Origin of the sequence: Acinetobacter puyangensis (genome assembly GCF_900096995.1) — a bacterium.
In the GTDB taxonomy this organism is placed as follows: Bacteria; Pseudomonadota; Gammaproteobacteria; order Pseudomonadales; family Moraxellaceae; genus Acinetobacter; species Acinetobacter puyangensis.
This window is the reverse complement of sequence record NZ_OANT01000002.1, coordinates 199602-215508: the sequence shown is the minus strand read 5'-3', so window position 1 is coordinate 215508 and position 15907 is coordinate 199602. Positions and strand designations below refer to the sequence as shown.

General features: G+C 40.4%; 17 protein-coding genes. 6 read left to right on the top strand and 11 right to left on the bottom strand.

Translation table 11 applies throughout. The features are described from left to right. Positions 1–63: 63 nt before the first annotated feature. From CRO21_RS05415 to fdxA, 4 genes are all read right to left on the bottom strand, one after another. A complete protein-coding gene (locus CRO21_RS05415) occupies positions 64–2346 on the bottom strand; it encodes a molybdopterin-dependent oxidoreductase (RefSeq protein ID WP_097078525.1) in 2283 nt (760 codons plus the stop codon). 22 nt (positions 2347–2368) lie between these two features. After that, on the bottom strand, positions 2369–3241 hold the full coding sequence (locus CRO21_RS05410; RefSeq protein WP_097078314.1) for a MaoC/PaaZ C-terminal domain-containing protein: 873 nt from the start codon (positions 3239–3241) through the stop codon (positions 2369–2371). Positions 3242–3260: 19 nt separating this feature from the next. Next, entirely contained in the window at positions 3261–4040 is a 780-nt protein-coding gene (locus tag CRO21_RS05405) for a ferredoxin--NADP reductase (RefSeq protein ID WP_097078313.1), read from the bottom strand. A 63-nt stretch (positions 4041–4103) separates the two neighbouring features. Further along, entirely contained in the window at positions 4104–4442 is a 339-nt protein-coding gene (fdxA, locus tag CRO21_RS05400) for a ferredoxin FdxA (protein ID WP_097078312.1), read from the bottom strand. 689 nt (positions 4443–5131) lie between these two features. Here fdxA and moaA point away from each other — a divergent pair. The 5 genes from moaA (at position 5132) to CRO21_RS05375 (ending at position 9168) form a co-directional block, all read left to right on the top strand. Continuing rightward, positions 5132–6151 (top strand): GTP 3',8-cyclase MoaA, encoded by a 1020-nt coding sequence (moaA, locus tag CRO21_RS05395; RefSeq protein ID WP_097078311.1) that lies wholly within the window; start codon positions 5132–5134, stop codon positions 6149–6151. A gap of 34 nt (positions 6152–6185) precedes the next feature. Beyond that, positions 6186–6434 carry a MoaD/ThiS family protein gene (locus CRO21_RS05390; protein ID WP_097078310.1) on the top strand — a complete coding sequence of 83 codons (249 nt, stop codon included), beginning with the start codon at positions 6186–6188 and terminating at the stop codon, positions 6432–6434. A gap of 3 nt (positions 6435–6437) precedes the next feature. Next, positions 6438–6944, top strand: a complete 507-nt coding sequence (locus tag CRO21_RS05385; RefSeq protein WP_097078309.1) for a molybdenum cofactor biosynthesis protein MoaE — start codon at positions 6438–6440, stop codon at positions 6942–6944. A 95-nt stretch (positions 6945–7039) separates the two neighbouring features. Further along, positions 7040–7963 carry a bifunctional molybdenum cofactor biosynthesis protein MoaC/MoaB gene (gene moaCB, locus CRO21_RS05380; RefSeq protein ID WP_097078308.1) on the top strand — a complete coding sequence of 308 codons (924 nt, stop codon included), beginning with the start codon at positions 7040–7042 and terminating at the stop codon, positions 7961–7963. Then, positions 7960–9168: a molybdopterin molybdotransferase MoeA gene (locus CRO21_RS05375; protein ID WP_097078307.1), complete on the top strand. Its 1209-nt coding sequence runs from the start codon at positions 7960–7962 to the stop codon at positions 9166–9168. The genes moaCB and CRO21_RS05375 overlap by 4 nt, the downstream gene beginning before the upstream one ends. Before the next feature lie 57 nt (positions 9169–9225). On the opposite strand, the gene CRO21_RS05370 is transcribed toward CRO21_RS05375, so the two are convergent. After that, positions 9226–9708 (bottom strand): winged helix-turn-helix transcriptional regulator, encoded by a 483-nt coding sequence (locus tag CRO21_RS05370; protein WP_097078306.1) that lies wholly within the window; start codon positions 9706–9708, stop codon positions 9226–9228. Positions 9709–9789: 81 nt separating this feature from the next. Beyond that, entirely contained in the window at positions 9790–10392 is a 603-nt protein-coding gene (locus CRO21_RS05365) for an NTP transferase domain-containing protein (protein ID WP_097078305.1), read from the bottom strand. Positions 10393–10483: 91 nt separating this feature from the next. On the opposite strand from CRO21_RS05365, the gene CRO21_RS05360 reads away from it, so the two are divergent. After that, positions 10484–10837, top strand: a complete 354-nt coding sequence (locus CRO21_RS05360) for a winged helix-turn-helix domain-containing protein (protein ID WP_097078304.1) — start codon at positions 10484–10486, stop codon at positions 10835–10837. 7 nt (positions 10838–10844) lie between these two features. Here the strand turns inward: CRO21_RS05360 and CRO21_RS05355 are convergent, their stop codons facing one another. From CRO21_RS05355 to CRO21_RS05335, 5 genes are read right to left on the bottom strand one after another with little or no spacing between them, the layout of a single operon-like run. After that, positions 10845–11462: a molybdenum ABC transporter ATP-binding protein gene (locus tag CRO21_RS05355; protein WP_097078524.1), complete on the bottom strand. Its 618-nt coding sequence runs from the start codon at positions 11460–11462 to the stop codon at positions 10845–10847. Further along, a complete protein-coding gene (gene modB / locus CRO21_RS05350) occupies positions 11462–12157 on the bottom strand; it encodes a molybdate ABC transporter permease subunit (RefSeq protein WP_097078303.1) in 696 nt (231 codons plus the stop codon). Before modB ends, CRO21_RS05355 begins: the two co-directional genes overlap by 1 nt. 17 nt (positions 12158–12174) lie before the next feature. Then, positions 12175–12915, bottom strand: coding sequence for a molybdate ABC transporter substrate-binding protein (modA, locus tag CRO21_RS05345; RefSeq protein ID WP_228150380.1), 741 nt, complete (start codon positions 12913–12915; stop codon positions 12175–12177). A 56-nt stretch (positions 12916–12971) separates the two neighbouring features. Continuing rightward, positions 12972–13511, bottom strand: coding sequence for a molybdopterin-dependent oxidoreductase (locus CRO21_RS05340; protein WP_097078301.1), 540 nt, complete (start codon positions 13509–13511; stop codon positions 12972–12974). Between the two features lie 7 nt (positions 13512–13518). Continuing rightward, a complete protein-coding gene (locus tag CRO21_RS05335) occupies positions 13519–15447 on the bottom strand; it encodes a TonB-dependent receptor plug domain-containing protein (RefSeq protein WP_171293990.1) in 1929 nt (642 codons plus the stop codon). Between the last annotated feature and the right edge of the window lie 460 nt (positions 15448–15907).

The following is a 15907-nucleotide window of genomic DNA, read 5'->3' as shown; positions in this document are numbered from 1 at the left end:
GTTTTTTATTTTCATCTCTATAAAAAATGGTGCTTCAATATAAAGCACCTTTTTTTGTTTTGATTATGCGACTTTCTCCAATTTCACAGGCACATATTTTTGATAAGGCGTTTTACTAAAGGGTTCGCAATGGTCACTGGACGTGAGCATATTTAACCGTGGTCCAATCGGTTCACTGCCTTGATAACGCATGCCATAACCGTGCGGTAAAGACACTACGCCTTTTTGCATGCCTGCATCCAGTTCTACAACCACTTCAACTTGCCCATTTCTAGAAATACAGCGTAGCTTATCCCCATTGATCACTTCAAATCGTGCAGCATCTTCAGGATGAATACGTAGGCTGCCATGTGGGTCAACTTTACGCCATGCTGGATCACGATAAATCTGATTGGCATTGTAACTACGGCGTTCACCTGCAAATAGAATAAAAGGATACTCTGTTTGATCCAAAGTAGGTTCCTGCTTTAATTCCGCAAGTGCAACAAACATTTCAGGAATTGCCAGACGAATTTTTCGGTCTTTATACGCGACTAAAGACCAGACATCTTCATAATGATGTTCAGAGATTACAACCCCTGAGCGATCATTTAAAATATGTTCAAATAAATCAAAACCTAAAGTCAGTTTATTGCCTTGATATCCTGCACGCTGCACAGCTTTAGTATTTTCAACCGCAAATTTAATGGCTAAAGGCAATAAAAAGGCTGTAGATGCGGCATTGTTTGGTAATGTCTCGCCCAAAGTACGATAAGTAATCGACGCAGCATAAGGAATGAACTGACTATTTTTTGCCAATAATGCTCCTAATGCAGCCATATATCCTAAACGCTTGGTCTTCGGCGATTCATTTTCTGCAATTTTCTTTAACAATGAAAACTGCTTTGGAATCACTTTCATTTCTTCCAATAGGCGAGTGTAAATCTCTGCTTCGGGCAAGGTATTCCCTGTTGGCGTAAAAAGTGGGTGGCGTAAATGAAAGCCATTTTTTGGAAATTCCAGATTAAATCCTGTAAATTCCCATTTTTCAAATTGAGAATGTGCAGGCAAGACATAATCTGCCAATTGAGCTGTTTCAGTCATCGCCACATCCACGACAACCAGTAAGTCCAACGATTCAAAAGCCTTGGTATATGCAGGAGTATCTGCATAAGTCATTAATGGATTACTACTGTCGACAAAGACTGCCCGAATCCGCTTATCGCCTGCCTTTAGAATTTCATCAGGTAAAATATTGGGTGGGAAAAAACCAGAAATGGGAAACATGTGGTGATACATACTACGGCGATATTTTGGATTTCGTTCATCCGTATCGGAAATAATCGGAATCAACGCAGTATGCAGATTATTTCCGCCCTGTTTACCAAAATTACCCGTCACCAGATAAAGTAGTTTTTCCAAATAACCATTTAAAGTGGTATGCAGGCTATGCTGCAAGCCAAGGTCAATACGTACACAACCATGTTTAGCACGAGCAAAATCACGGGCAACCTGATAAACCAGTTCGGAATCCACACCCGCACGATGAATACAATCCTCTACCGGAACAGCGAGAAAAACCTGTTTAAGCTGTTCAAAACCGTAGGTATGCTGATCAATAAACTGTTGATCATGCAAATTTTCCCGAATAATAATACTGATCATGGCAGACATTAAAAAAGCATCTGTCCCTGGTTTAAGCTGTAAATGAATATCAGCTTGTTTTGCAGTTTCTGATACACGGGGATCAAACACCACCATGGTACGATTAGGGTCTTTCTTAATATGCTTCAAGGTATCACGGGCATTGGGAATACCATGTGCTTGAAACGGATTAGTACCAATAAAAAGGATATAATCGGCATGTTCGACATCTTCTGTGGTGTGACACTGCTGATTACCAAACACCCGTCCATTGACCCAGAAATCACCAGTTTTTTCCTGTGCCAACGCATTATAGGAATAAAAACTTTTCATGGCCAGAAGTAACTGCCGACTATAGGCACCGCCTAGATGATTGCCCTGCCCACCACCGCCAACTGATGCAAAAGCCGTACCGCCATAACTGTCACGAATGTGCAGTAACTTTGCTGCAATTTCTTTAATCGCCTGATCCCAACTAATTTCGGCAAAACTGCCATCAGATTGCCTTTTTAAAGGATGTCGCAGACGATCAGCATGATTTTGATAATGTTCTAGTCGAGCTGCCTTTTGGCAAATATAACCCTGAGAAAAGGGTTGCTGATCATCACCCTTAATCTTTTTAAACTGATTGTCCTGAATCTCAACCGCCAAACCACAATTCCGTGAACATAAAATACAAGCGGTTACATCGCTACGCACACCTGGCTGAGTAACTTGTGTCATGATCTTCCCTTCCTCGTATTCATTATTGATACTGACCAGATAAATGAACTGTGTCATGTCCACTGATCAGTCTGAGCGCATGTCCGCCCTCGCTTAATTCGGTAATTTCTACTCGTAATTCGGGCGATGGTAAGACCACCGGTTTAAGAAAACGTACATCGAGTGTATGAATGGAATCCGGTAAAAGCTCATATGTACGAACCAGCATACCAAAGCCATGTAACACTTTGTTTTTAAAAGTGGAAAGTTTACCCACAATACCAATCCAGTGAATCGGATTAAAATCCCCGGTTAACAAGGCAAATTTTAATCCATCATGCGTTGTTGCCTGCCAATGCCCAATATCCGTCCATTGCAGCTCATTTGGTTGACTGGTTTTCTTGCTCTTTTTAAAATCGGGTAAAATAAAAGCCATATGCAAAATAGTTTCAACCAGATCGGGTTCAGTCACTGTGCCAGTGATAATCTGAACCGATACCCGAGCCAAACCATTTTGTTCCTGTACCGAATAAACTTTAGCCTGTAATAATAAATCCTGATGTCTGGGTAAATCGCCCTTAATGGTTAACGTTACCCCCTGATTAATCACACTGGCAAGATTGTATTTGGTCAGTAGCAACAAGTCGGTGGCAACAGACAATCCCCATTGTGACACCATATGTGGAGGAAGCGTATCTTGATAACGTGTCGACGGTGCGCCAGACCATGCAATATAATGATTAACCAGATTATCATCAGGTACAGCAATAATTCTGGAAATCGCCGGAATTTGCTGCCAGTCCGCAATGATTTTTTTTGGTTTACGCAGTTTCACTGTACGCAGAGCAATCTCACCCAGACCTTTTAGAGTAGCCTGATGATGGCGCAGCAGAGAAATTGGCAGTTGTTGGTTCATGATCTCATCCTCAATAATTTTATTTCTCGACAAATGCACGTTCAATCACATAATCGCCCATAACACCCATACGAGGTGATTCAATTAATCCATGTTGATCTAATAAAGCAACAACATCGTTCAGAAATGCAGGACTACCACATAACATGGCTCGATCAGTTTCGCGGTTAAAACGTGGCAAACCAATTTTTTCAAATAGTTCACCCGTCTCAATTGCTGTCGTCACACGACCTTCGGTATGGAACGGTTCACGGGTTACGGTTGGGTAATAAATCAACTTGTCTTTAATACCTAATTCTTCAAAAAATTCATTATTGGGTAAATCATCTAGAATCAAGTCCTGATATGCCAGCTCGGAGATATAACGTGTACCATGAACCACAATTACTTTTTCAAATTTTTCATAAGTTTCTGGATCACGAATCAGGGAAAGAAATGGTGCGAGGCCTGTACCAGAAGATAATAAGTAGAGGTTTTTACCCGGCAACAAATCGTCATGAACCAATGTGCCTGTTGGTTTTTTGGAAATCAGGATATCATCGCCAACTTGAACTTTTTGTAAAATTGAAGTAAGCGGACCGTCTTGTACTTTAATGGAGAAAAATTCAAGCTCTTCTTCATAATTTGCGCTTGCGATTGAGTACGCACGCATTAAAGGTTTGCCATTCACCTCCAAACCAATCATCACAAACTGACCATTTTTAAAACGCAAACTTGTGTCACGTGTCGTTTTAAAACTAAATAAAGTGTCATTCCAGTGATGCACCTTTAAAATCTTTTCTTTAAAAAACGCGGCCATCTCAAGCTCCCCATTTAGCAATTAACGTTCGTAATGAAAATAAATAATGTGTCGACTGTCATGTTATGCACCATTTCGATCCAGATTTTGTAACTTTTCTGCGACCCCATGCCATTTTTCGTGTTCAGGTAAGGCCTCTTTTTTCTCATTAATCACTTGCCAATTCGGATGTTGAGATAACACCGCATTTAACTCAATAAAATGCTGTTGATCTTCGGGGACATCGTCTTCTGAGCGAATGGCATCTATAGGACATTCTGGCTCACATAATGCACAATCAATACATTCATCTGGATTAATCACCAAAAAATTAGGTCCTTCATAAAAGCAATCTACAGGACATACCGCAACACAGTCCGTATGTTTACATTGGATACATTCTTCTAACACCACAAAGGCCATACTTTGATCTCTCATCAATATTTATTAAGTTCTATAATAGAACTATTTTTGTAAAATTAGAAGACTTTATTAAATGTTAAAACCAAATAACTTATACAAAAATCATTGCAAGACTATAAAAGCAAGTCATTAATAAATAGTTAACACTATGATAATTATCATAAATATTTGCTATTCAGAGGAGATAAGTTTTTTGTAATATCACCATCAACTTCACTTTTTGCAGTACCTTTACTCGCACCCATATCAAATAACCTTAAATAAACTGCTTAAGATACTGAATCTATAAATTTTATATTACTGCGCCAATCTCAACTTATTTAGGAATATCATTTTTCACTAAGACACTAAAATCTTATGTTTTTTGCAATTTTGATTGACAGCCAAGACGGGATCTCACCCACTCGCCAAAGGCAGTGAGGCGAGCAATATTTGTGTAAAATTAACAATTTTATGTTATTTATGAATTAAAGTTGAGATTGCCTTATTACGCTTAAAAAGAATCTTTGAGCTGCTAAGATATATTCTCATCAGGTAAAGCTTTTTTAAAGTTAAAAAATTTGTCAAAGACAAATTAAATTTTCAAAAAAATAAGTTCCAAAAAAGAATTAAAAGATGTTATTGTTTTATTTTGCTATAGTATTTATATTTCCAGCTTCATCATCTCAAATAAAAAGGTGGATGATTTCATGACACAAGCCATAGCGTTTACACCCGCCTTTCCAGTTGAGCCCCAATCGTCTCAACTTGTGGATCAGTTTGGACGCTATAAACGTAAGTTACGTATTTCATTGACTGACCGCTGTAATTTCCGTTGTGATTACTGTATGCCGGATCACCCAGAATGGCTGGCGAAGAAAGATTTGCTTAGTTTTGAAGAGCTCCTCAAGTTTTGTCAGATCATGGTGAAACTGGGTATTGAGCATATCCGTTTAACCGGTGGCGAGCCTTTGATGCGACAAGGCATTGTACATTTCATTGAGAACTTACAGCATCTTAAGATACATGGTTTAAAACGCATTTCTATGACCAGCAATGCGTTTTATCTCAAAAAATATGCAATTGCACTAAAACAGGCAGGTTTGGATGATATCAATATCAGTCTGGACAGTATTCGTGCCGACACTTTTTTTAGCATGACACAAAAACAGATTGGACCGGTACTAGAAGGTATTACTGCTGCACAACAGGCAGGCCTCAAAATCAAATTAAATTGCGTGGTACTGGCGGATAAAAATGCCAATGAAATTGTGGAATTAACCCAATGGGCCTATCAACAACATCTACCTCTACGCTTTATTGAATATATGCCACTAGATCAACCAGAGCACTGGCAACGTGAAAAAGTTATGAGTGAAGATGAAATTATTCAAAAACTTAAACCTTATTTCCAGATTCAAAAACAGCAACGACAACATGATCCTGCGACAATCTATCGTTTAAATGAACATTATGATTTAGGTGTCATTTCCACCATTAGCAAACCTTTTTGCCAAAGTTGTGATCGTTTGCGCTTAACTGCTACAGGTGAATTGTTTACTTGTTTATTTGCCAATACAGGTACGCCACTGCGTGCATTACTACAACCAAATCAGGAACAATTTTTGCTTGCCACAATCCAACAGGCGGTATGGTATAAAAAAGCAGGGTTTATTGCCCATCAACAGGCACCAGTGCGTAAAATCAGTATGCACGCCATTGGTGGTTAATATGATTTTGATTGATAAAGATAGGTAAACATTGATGTCACAGCTAAAGTTTGAACTTTACGGCATATTAGAGCAACTGGCAGGCACTGCTGAATACACGCTTGAATTTGAAGCCCCCACACAACTTGACGATGCCTTGACCATGTTTAGTATGGATAAACCTGAAATCAAACAACATCTGGAACGTTGTGCCTGTGCAATTGGTGACAGCTTGGTTCATCGTCAGACAATGATTACACAAGATACGCTGGTCGCCTTATTGCCGCCTGTGGCTGGAGGTTAAATCATGTCTGAAATCAATGCCGATCTTGCCCGTATTCAGGAGCATACCATTGATCTTGATCAGCTACTGGCCATGCAACATTTTCCCGAATGTGGCGGTTTGGCACTCTTTGTCGGTACAGTACGCAATCATCATGAAGGTAAATCCGTCAAAAGCCTAAAATATACTGCTTATAAACCCTTGGCCGAAAAAATGATCCGCGACATTGAGCAGGAAATTGCACAACAATATGCAATCCCCTATGTGCGTGTGGTACATCGTATCGGGCATTTAGAGATTGGTGAAGTCGCTATCTATGCCGTTGCCCGTGCCGAACATCGCCGTGAAGCATTCGCTGCCTGTGAAGATGCAGTAGAACGGGTAAAACATGAAGTTCCTGTTTGGAAACAGGAGTTTTATCATGATGGCACCAGTATTTTTGTCGAAGGTTGTTGTATTCGTCGTGATTTTGCAGAGGTTGCACAGAAGAAACATCATCATGCGACACATGAACATTGTCATCATGACTAACACAACAACCTGTTGGAGAGAATTAATCCTATTGCTAAATTAGGATTTAAGATTGTTTTGAAATTTGAGTTTCTTTTAAAATTTGAGATTGTTTTATGAAAAATGTTGGCATGAAGCCAGAAAGTTATCGTATTGCTACCGCCAGCAGTGAGTTACTGGCACCTGCACATTGCATTCAATTGCTAAGAGATGGCAATACCGAAAAAGGTGATGCACTGAAAACTGCCCGTATTGCAGGAATTTTGGCCGCCAAACGCACCGATGAACTGATTCCCTTATGCCATCCACTACCGATTTATCGTGCTGATGTGGATTTTGAATTATTGGCAGATCGAGTGATTATTCGTGCCAGCGTAGAAACCATTGCGCCAACTGGTGTAGAAATGGAAGCTCTGACAGCAGCAAGTCTGGCGGCATTAACTATTTATGACATGCTAAAACCACATTGCGAACCAGAAGAATTGATCATTCAGCAATGTAAACTGGACGTTAAAAAAGGCGGAAAATCACATTATAAACGTCATTTACGCCAGTCAGTGTCGGCTGCGGTCATCGTCTTGTCCGATACCGTAGCGGCAGGTCGTAAACCGGATACCGCTGGTAAATCGGTGCTCGAAACATTAACACAAGCAGGTTTTGATCCGATCCATTATCAGATTTTACCCGACGAATCCGAACAATTAAAAACACTGGTTCTAGAGTTAAGCCAATCTTACGCTTGTATTATCACTGTAGGCGGTACAGGGATTGGTAAGCGGGATATTACCGTCGATACTTTACAGCCTTTGCTTGATCGGGAACTTAGTGGTTTGATGGAAGCTGCCCGTGCCTTTGGACAAAAGCGTACACCTTATGCTGCACTCTCGCGTGGTATTGCCGGTTTTATTGATCGTTCATTGCTGATCACGTTGCCTGGTAGCCGTGGTGGTGCCAGTGAATCCATGGCAGCCATTTTACCCGCACTGATCCATATCTTTGATGTGTGTCGTGACTTACCCCATCCTGGAGGTTATGAATGAGCTGTGAGCATGGCAACCTAATCAGTCTGGATGAGGCATTGGCACATTATCATCAGATTCAGGCACTGCCACCTTCTGATTTAACATTGTTACAGGCACATCAACATATTCTGGCAGATGATGTACTGTCACCAGTCGCTTTACCGTTATTTACCCAAAGTGCAGTCGATGGCTATGCCTTGCGTTATGCCGATATTGCCGCAGGACAAACAGAATTTGAACTGATTGGTGAAATTCGGGCGGGTATTGAACAACATTTTGAATTGCAGACAGGACAAGCCTTGCGTATTTTTACTGGAGGCCGCCTGCCCGATTCGGCAGACACCGTGGCACGACAGGAAATTATCAGCAGAGACCAGAATAAAATATATTTAAATCAAAAAATTGCAGCGGGTACAGATATTCGTTATCAAGGTGAAGAGCTGACACATGGTACGGTGCTTGCACAGCGTGGACAATATTTAAATAGCAGTCTGATCGCAGCACTGAGTATGGCAGGTGTGCAACAAGTCACCGTACATCGCCAGCCTAAAATTGCCGTGTTAATCACTGGCGATGAAGTCAGCACGCAATTGGACAATGATGCCAAAGTGTTTGATGCCAATAGTCCAATGATTCTGACTTGGTTAAAAGAGCAAGGTTTACAACAAGTAGATTTACAGCATGTGGTTGATGATAAACAACAGCTCGAAGCGGCCCTAGCACATGCCTTAAATCATTATGATCTGGTCATCAGCACAGGAGGTGTGTCCGTCGGAGATTATGATCTCATTCGTCCAGTTTCCATGGCATTAGGCGCAAAAGAAATTTTCTGGCAAGTGGCACAAAAACCGGGCAAACCATTGTATTTTGCTGCTTATCAATCCCATCAGCATCGTGCTTATTTAATTGGATTACCGGGCAATCCTGCGGCAGTTTTTATTTGTTTGTCGGTGCATGTGGCAACAATTTTACGTGCCTTACAAGGTGCTGGTCAAATTCAGCCTGCGTGGCAAAAAGCAGAAGTTGACCTAAGCCAGATAAAAACAGACTCACGTGAACAATTATTACGAATGAAACTGTCTTGTTCAGCACAAGGACAACTGCACCTAGCCCCCTTAAAAAAGCAACAATCGCATATGTTAAGTAATTTAAATCAAGCCAATGCCATTGCACGGATAAAACCCCAGCATCAGACTGGCTTGATTGATTTTATTAATTTTTAGATCAGATATATAAAGGTTTATTGAATATGGGTTTACCTATTCGATAAACCCATATTTTTATGCTTGTTGATTTTTCTTAACATAATAGGCATAAAATCCAGGGCCTGGTGAAGGCTGAACATCTTTTGCCCTAATTGGTTCGCCACATTCCGAGCACACCAGAACAGGAGTAAATTTATGATCACATAATTTATGCGTATATTCTACAGGTGCACCCAAACCTTCAGCTAACCAAGTATCGCCCCATTTCATCATACTCATAATAATGGGATATAAATCCAGTCCTTTTTCGGTTAACCGATATTCATACCTTTTTTGGGTGTCCGTATAAGGAACTTTTACAAAAATTCCTTCTGCAACTAGATTTTTTAATCTGTCTGCCAGGATATGCCGAGTTACACCTAGATTACGCTGTAAATCCTCAAAGCGACGAATACCTAAAAAAGCATTGCGTATAATCATGGCTGTCCAGCGATCACCAATAATCGCTAAAGTTCTAGCAATTGAGCAGGGCTGCTGACCTATGTCATCTGATTTCATATCACTTCTATATCCGGTTACTGGTACGATTATAACACTAATTTACAAGCTTGCATTGCCAAGAAAACAGACATGCCATCATCAATCATTGTTATTTAATTCAGACCATGCATTAATACTATGCAGTTGCTGATGATCTAATTCGAACTCAGCAATAGTATAATTTAATTTTTTAAAACAACGATATAAACTATATTGTTGCATCTCAATTTGCTGTGCCAATATAGGGCGAACTGAACGGTGCATCAAACAAAGTGGATATAAAGCCTGCTGATTAAACACAGCGTAACATAACGGACTTTGTTGCTGCTGCACAGCCTCAATCATCGTATCAAGTAATTTTGTCGGTACTTGATACAGATCACAGGGCACAAACAAAATCCAGTCTTGTCGACTATATTGCCAAGCACTATACATTCCCATCATCGGCCCCAAAAATCCTGCCTGTATGTCTGTAAAAATGGCAATATTGGGATCAAATACTTGATAAACGTCATGATCCCGATGACTATTAATCCAGAGTTTTTGCACCTCTGGACGAAGTGCCAAAATCAGTTTTTCTAGCTGTCTTTGCTGCCCATCAAACCGTTGCAATAATTTATTGAAGCCCTGCATGCGACTACCCTGTCCAGCTGCTAGGATGACTGCATCACAATGTTGTTTAATCTCATAGTTCAAGAACATCTTGCCGACTCCAACGATCCACCCTATAGTGACCTTGTATTTTGCATATGATGATTACATACAAAGACCGCATCCGTAGCAGGACAAAAAAATGCCGCATTCGATTCAATCACATCTACGCTTACGTATCTTACACGATCAACACATCGCCTTTGGTCCTGGCAAAGCCGAACTCCTAGAAGCTATTCAACGTACTGGTTCAATTTCACAGGCAGCCAAAAGCATGAATATGAGTTACCGCCGTGCATGGCAATTGGTCGATACCATGAACCAGTGCTTTGCATCCGCATTGGTCGAAACCCAAACGGGTGGGACGCATGGTGGTGGTGCAATTGTTAGCCCACTTGGACAACAAATACTGCAATCTTTTCGTGCAATTGAACACCTTGCACAACAAAGTATTCAACATCAGCTTGCCCAAATCGGCCAGCATTTAAAAGATTAAATCTGTATCAAAGCTGCCACAGCGTATCCGTCAATTGTGCAATCTCCTCTGCATCATGACTGACATACAACATCGGAATATGAATCTCATCCCGAATCTTTTGAAAAAATGGAATAATTTCTGTCTTGTGATGAGCATCTAGTGCAGATAATGGCTCATCCAAGAGCAAAATCTGTGGTGAATATAATAACGCACGTCCCAATGCCACACGTTGTTTTTCTCCACCCGAAAGTTTGGCAGGCATACGTGTTAATAAATGCTCGAGTTTTAAGAGCTGCACCACATAATCCAGTTCAAATTTACGCTCGGAACTGGCAATACGCTGCCAACCGAATAATAAATTTTGTTGTACCGAATAATGCGGGAAAAGTTGTGCATCCTGAAATACCATGCCTGTACGTCTGGCCTGAATACTTAAATTAATCTGCTTCCGAGAATCAAAAAAAGTCCTGTCCTGAATCCGTATCCTGCCCTGTTTCGGCTTAATAATCCCGGCAATACTATGTAATATTGTCGTTTTACCTGCACCCGACACGCCAAATAAACCAACGACTTTTTGCTCGGACTGGAAATGTTGTTTTAGCTGAAAATCGCCCTGTTGGACAATCAAATCACAATCAAAGATCACCCTAACCCCCATTGTCTTTTTTGTCGGCGGTTAAACCATTGGGCAAACCATAAGGTCAGAAATGCCACCGTTAAGGACAACATGATCAGACGATTTAAAGCAGCTTCACTATCGGGTTGTTGCATCAGACTGTACATGGCCAACGGTAAGGTACGGGTTTCTCCTGCAATATTGCCAACAAAGGTGATGGTGGCACCAAATTCGCCCAGACTACGACAAAAACAAAGTATCGCACCGACCAAAATACCACTTTTTGCCAAAGGTAAAGTGATATGACAAAATGTATCAAATGCCGAAGCACCCAGCGTTTTTGCTGCAACTTCCAGCCGCTGATCTACCAACTCAATCGCTAGACGAATGGACTGCACCAATAAGGGAAAACCCATGACTGCCGATGCCAGTACCGCTCCTTTCCAGTTAAATGCAAACTCAATCCCCAAAGGTGCCAGATATTTCCCGAGAAGACCATTATTGCCAAACAGCAGTAACAGGAGATAACCCGGCACAACAGGTGGCAGTACCAGCGGTAAAAACACCAAAGTTTCCAGTAATGATTTTCCCCAGAATTCCTTGCGTGCCAATAACCATCCTACAATAATCGCAGGTAATATACTGATCAACAAACAAAATCCCGCAACCTTACACGATAATTGTAAGACACTGATTTCTTCGGGCGTTAAATTAAACATCATGATATTCGTCAAACCAATTAACGCTGATTTAAAATAGTAAAACCATATTTTTTATACACTGTCTTTGCCTGCGGACTTTGTAAAAATTGATAAAATGCTATTGATTGAGGTGTCTTTTTAACTATAGCCAAAGGATACACCACAGGTGGATAACTATTTAAAGGAAATTCACCCACAACTTTAACTTTTGAGCTAACCGCTGCATCGGTTGCATAGACAATCCCCAACTGACATTCACCGCGCTCAACAAATGCCAATGCACCACGCACATCTTCCGTTTCCACCAGCCGTGGCTGAATCTTGCTCCACCAATCCAACGAGGTTAATGCCTGTTTGGCATACTTGCCAACAGGGACACTATTGACATTACCAGTACATAAACGCCCCGTAAATGCTTTGGTCGGATCGACACCCTTTTCAATCTTTAACTGAATATTCTGATTTTTGGGCGCAATCAGAACCAGCTTATTACCCAATAAATTGACCCGTTGTTTCGGATCAATCAATTTTTTATTCTGTAAATAATCCGCCCACTGTAAATCTGCCGACATAAAGACATTGGCTGGCGCACCAGCTTCAATCTGTTTTGCCAACGTCGAAGATGCAGCATAGGAGGTTTTTACCTCGACTTTACTTTTTTGCTCATAAATTTTTTCCAGATCATTCACGGCATTGGTCAGACTGGCTGCCGCATAAATCGTCACTGATTCAGCCGCATGGACAGATGAATAAATACACAATAACGATCCGTAAATCATGACTGTACGAATTCTGCCAAGTTTAAAGTTGATCATCAATTTTTCTCCTGAAACATTTAATATGAAAGTTGTACAACCCGAATTTCATCTAACCATTTCACAAATCTTGGACCTGTTAAATGATCCCGACTAGAAATTAATGCAATACGCCCTGTCCGGTCATCCAGTATCTGACCATCTTTCTGATAAATCACCAGCACCCCTTCACCGATTGCCGTATTAAATAATTCATTCCAAGAAAACACCACCTGATAACCATCTTTGGCTGTTGCCACAATAATCATTTTTTTAACATCATTATGATGGGTGGTCGTCACCTGTGCTGCATTTAACAATTCGGTCAAACGCACGCCCTTATAACGTGCGTTTTCACTGATTTCCCCATTTTTTTTGCTGATGTGTATGTTCTGGATACTTTGTGGATAGTGTTCCAGTTGAGACACCTCCAGATGCAGGTCATGTTTAACCTGCCCGACAATGTTGAGCTGTGTCGAAATATATTGCTGAATATTTTCAGTCGGTGCATGTGCAAATGTCATTGCACTGGACAGTGGCAGAATACTATATATGAATGCCAGACCAATATTTCTCATCATCTTATTCCTAAAATGTCAATGTTGCCTTGCTAAACCACATCCGTCCGGCACTCGGAAACCCGTCAGCCAACGCATAGTTTTTATCGGTCAGATTATTTACCCCGGTGGTAAAACGCCATTGTCCAAATTGACTTTTCAATTTCGGTTGATAGGCGATCTGCATATTGACGATCTGATAGCCATTTAATTGCAGATCATTCGATACCCAACGACGACTATTGCGTTCAAGGAAAGTTTGTATATCCAGCGTTTCAGTCGGCTTAATCAGCAGATAATTGATCAGTTTATGTTGTGGAATATCCGTGATTTTGTTGGCATCGTGCTGATCTGTCAGTTTTAAATAGGTATAATTCCCCCCATAACTTAACCAGTGCCAAGGTTGATAATTAAATTCAATTTCTGTCCCATACATTTGTACCTGACCCACATTTTGCATCTGTGATAAATCACCCTGAACATAAGCAACACTTTGAATTTTATTTTTGATATCACTTAAGAAAATGGCTGTATTCAAGCTCAATTGCTCATTGAACTTCGTCTGATAACCCATTTCATAATTGATAGCTTTCTCCGCCGCCAGATCCGGATTTTCAATATAGGTTCCCAAACGCTGTGAATAGCGGTCTTTTAAGGTCGGTAAACGACTTTTTCTGGCAATCGTGACGTAAAGCTGTGTATTGGCAATGCCATCATAAAATAATCCGATCTGTGCATCCTTTGCATGTTGCGATTTGGGTAATGAATAAGGATTTCCCACGCTAAAAACCGTATCCGGCTCCAGACTATGCCGAGCAAAACCCAAAGATAATAATAAATCCTTACCCAAATCAATATTATCCTCTACTGCAAACGACCATTGTTGATCCTTGAAACGGGTATTTGCCTCTCCGGTTGCATCAAGCTCCTGATGCTCATCTGTTTTATAATGTGTCACCAGACTTATGCTGTGATTTGGCAGACGGTTTGACTCCAGTGTTAATGAAGCACCATTGACACGATCATGGTAGATGCTGCGCCCTGTACTGACACTGCCCTGTCCTGATGTTTTTAATACATTATACTGACCATCAGTGAACGAATTTAATTCGTTGTCATAACGATCATGATAAGCTCGCAACTTTAACGTTTCATGTTCGGTAATTGTGCTATTGGAAATAAAATACACACTTTCTTTATCCCAATATGGCCATTGCCAGTAACGAATACTACGGTTGCCTGTTGTGGGTGGATTACCTTTTTCACCATCCTGTTTGATATAGCTTAGGCTATATTCATCGGTTTGATTTGGGGTTAAACCAAACTTTAATGCTAGCTTGGTGTCTTTACTATAGGAATTATTGCGTAATCCCCCATCTTCTGTTGTTGTCGGGACAAAATCAGAAGACAGTTTAAATCCATCACGCTCCAGATAAGATGCAGTTGCCTGTGCATACCAGTATTCATTGAGACTACCAATATATAATGCCCCTTGTCTTTCGCCTGCATCCGCAATGCCAATATCAATTTGCCCTTCAAGAGGGCGACTCGGTTTGCGCGACACCAGATTGATGGCTCCGCCTAATGTGTTTGCACCATAACTGACCGAACTAAAACCCTTGGCGACCTGAATAGCACTCACATCTCCTATAGTGAAACGGTTAAAATCAATGTAGCCATCATACGGAACATAAACCGGGATTCCGTCAATAAATACAGGAACCTGTCTGGCATCGAAACCTCGCACATAAACCATTTTTTCATTACGGGCATTGTTGGACAGACTCACCCCTGACAGTAAATTTAGTCCATCACCGACGTTACTGAAGTTAAATTGATGCAATTGTTCATTAGTCACAATTGAAGCGATCTGGTCAGGTTTATCTTGCTCAGCCTGAATGTGAATAATACCCAGCTGAAAAGGTTGCTCGGTAGTATTTACTGTCGATTCTGTAGCCATCACCAACCCCGGTATCCCCATAGTGACAACAACGTAAAAACAATAAACCAGATGACTACATTTAGAAGACTTTTTATTCATTTCATCCTCAAAGTTAAACTTTCGTTATATTTCAAAGAATATAACGTATGCAACATTTATACCTTTCATCACAGGATTAATCCAGACAGTTTTCATGAACGAATGTGGCATAATCCAATATAATCATACGGATTTATTATATCAGCCCCATGTCCTTACTTACGCTGGCTTAATTTCTTCAACGATAAAAAAGCACCAAAACAATTCTTTTTTAGAACTAAAATTTTAAACAGATTAACTTTGGCTTGACCAAAGGTCAATAGAATTTTTTATATAGCAAAATACCAATCTCAACTGTTTTAGAAAACTTTTTATCATAAACATTTAAATAAAAATATATTTTTTAAAATAAAAACAAAAAAATGTAGGACTTAGACTT

What these genes read in the sequence shown, in the direction of transcription:
- CRO21_RS05415 (WP_097078525.1), bottom strand. Translation starts at nt 2,346, where the DNA reads ATGACACAAGTTACTCAGCCAGGTGTGCGTAGCGATGTAACCGCTTGT.
- CRO21_RS05410 (WP_097078314.1), bottom strand. Translation starts at nt 3,241, where the DNA reads ATGAACCAACAACTGCCAATTTCTCTGCTGCGCCATCATCAGGCTACT.
- CRO21_RS05405 (WP_097078313.1), bottom strand. Translation starts at nt 4,040, where the DNA reads ATGGCCGCGTTTTTTAAAGAAAAGATTTTAAAGGTGCATCACTGGAAT.
- fdxA (WP_097078312.1), bottom strand. Translation starts at nt 4,442, where the DNA reads ATGGCCTTTGTGGTGTTAGAAGAATGTATCCAATGTAAACATACGGAC.
- moaA (WP_097078311.1), top strand. Translation starts at nt 5,132, where the DNA reads ATGACACAAGCCATAGCGTTTACACCCGCCTTTCCAGTTGAGCCCCAA.
- CRO21_RS05390 (WP_097078310.1), top strand. Translation starts at nt 6,186, where the DNA reads ATGTCACAGCTAAAGTTTGAACTTTACGGCATATTAGAGCAACTGGCA.
- CRO21_RS05385 (WP_097078309.1), top strand. Translation starts at nt 6,438, where the DNA reads ATGTCTGAAATCAATGCCGATCTTGCCCGTATTCAGGAGCATACCATT.
- moaCB (WP_097078308.1), top strand. Translation starts at nt 7,040, where the DNA reads ATGAAAAATGTTGGCATGAAGCCAGAAAGTTATCGTATTGCTACCGCC.
- CRO21_RS05375 (WP_097078307.1), top strand. Translation starts at nt 7,960, where the DNA reads ATGAGCTGTGAGCATGGCAACCTAATCAGTCTGGATGAGGCATTGGCA.
- CRO21_RS05370 (WP_097078306.1), bottom strand. Translation starts at nt 9,708, where the DNA reads ATGAAATCAGATGACATAGGTCAGCAGCCCTGCTCAATTGCTAGAACT.
- CRO21_RS05365 (WP_097078305.1), bottom strand. Translation starts at nt 10,392, where the DNA reads ATGTTCTTGAACTATGAGATTAAACAACATTGTGATGCAGTCATCCTA.
- CRO21_RS05360 (WP_097078304.1), top strand. Translation starts at nt 10,484, where the DNA reads ATGCCGCATTCGATTCAATCACATCTACGCTTACGTATCTTACACGAT.
- modB (WP_097078303.1), bottom strand. Translation starts at nt 12,157, where the DNA reads ATGATGTTTAATTTAACGCCCGAAGAAATCAGTGTCTTACAATTATCG.
- modA (WP_228150380.1), bottom strand. Translation starts at nt 12,915, where the DNA reads ATGATTTACGGATCGTTATTGTGTATTTATTCATCTGTCCATGCGGCT.
- CRO21_RS05340 (WP_097078301.1), bottom strand. Translation starts at nt 13,511, where the DNA reads ATGATGAGAAATATTGGTCTGGCATTCATATATAGTATTCTGCCACTG.
- CRO21_RS05335 (WP_171293990.1), bottom strand. Translation starts at nt 15,447, where the DNA reads ATGGCTACAGAATCGACAGTAAATACTACCGAGCAACCTTTTCAGCTG.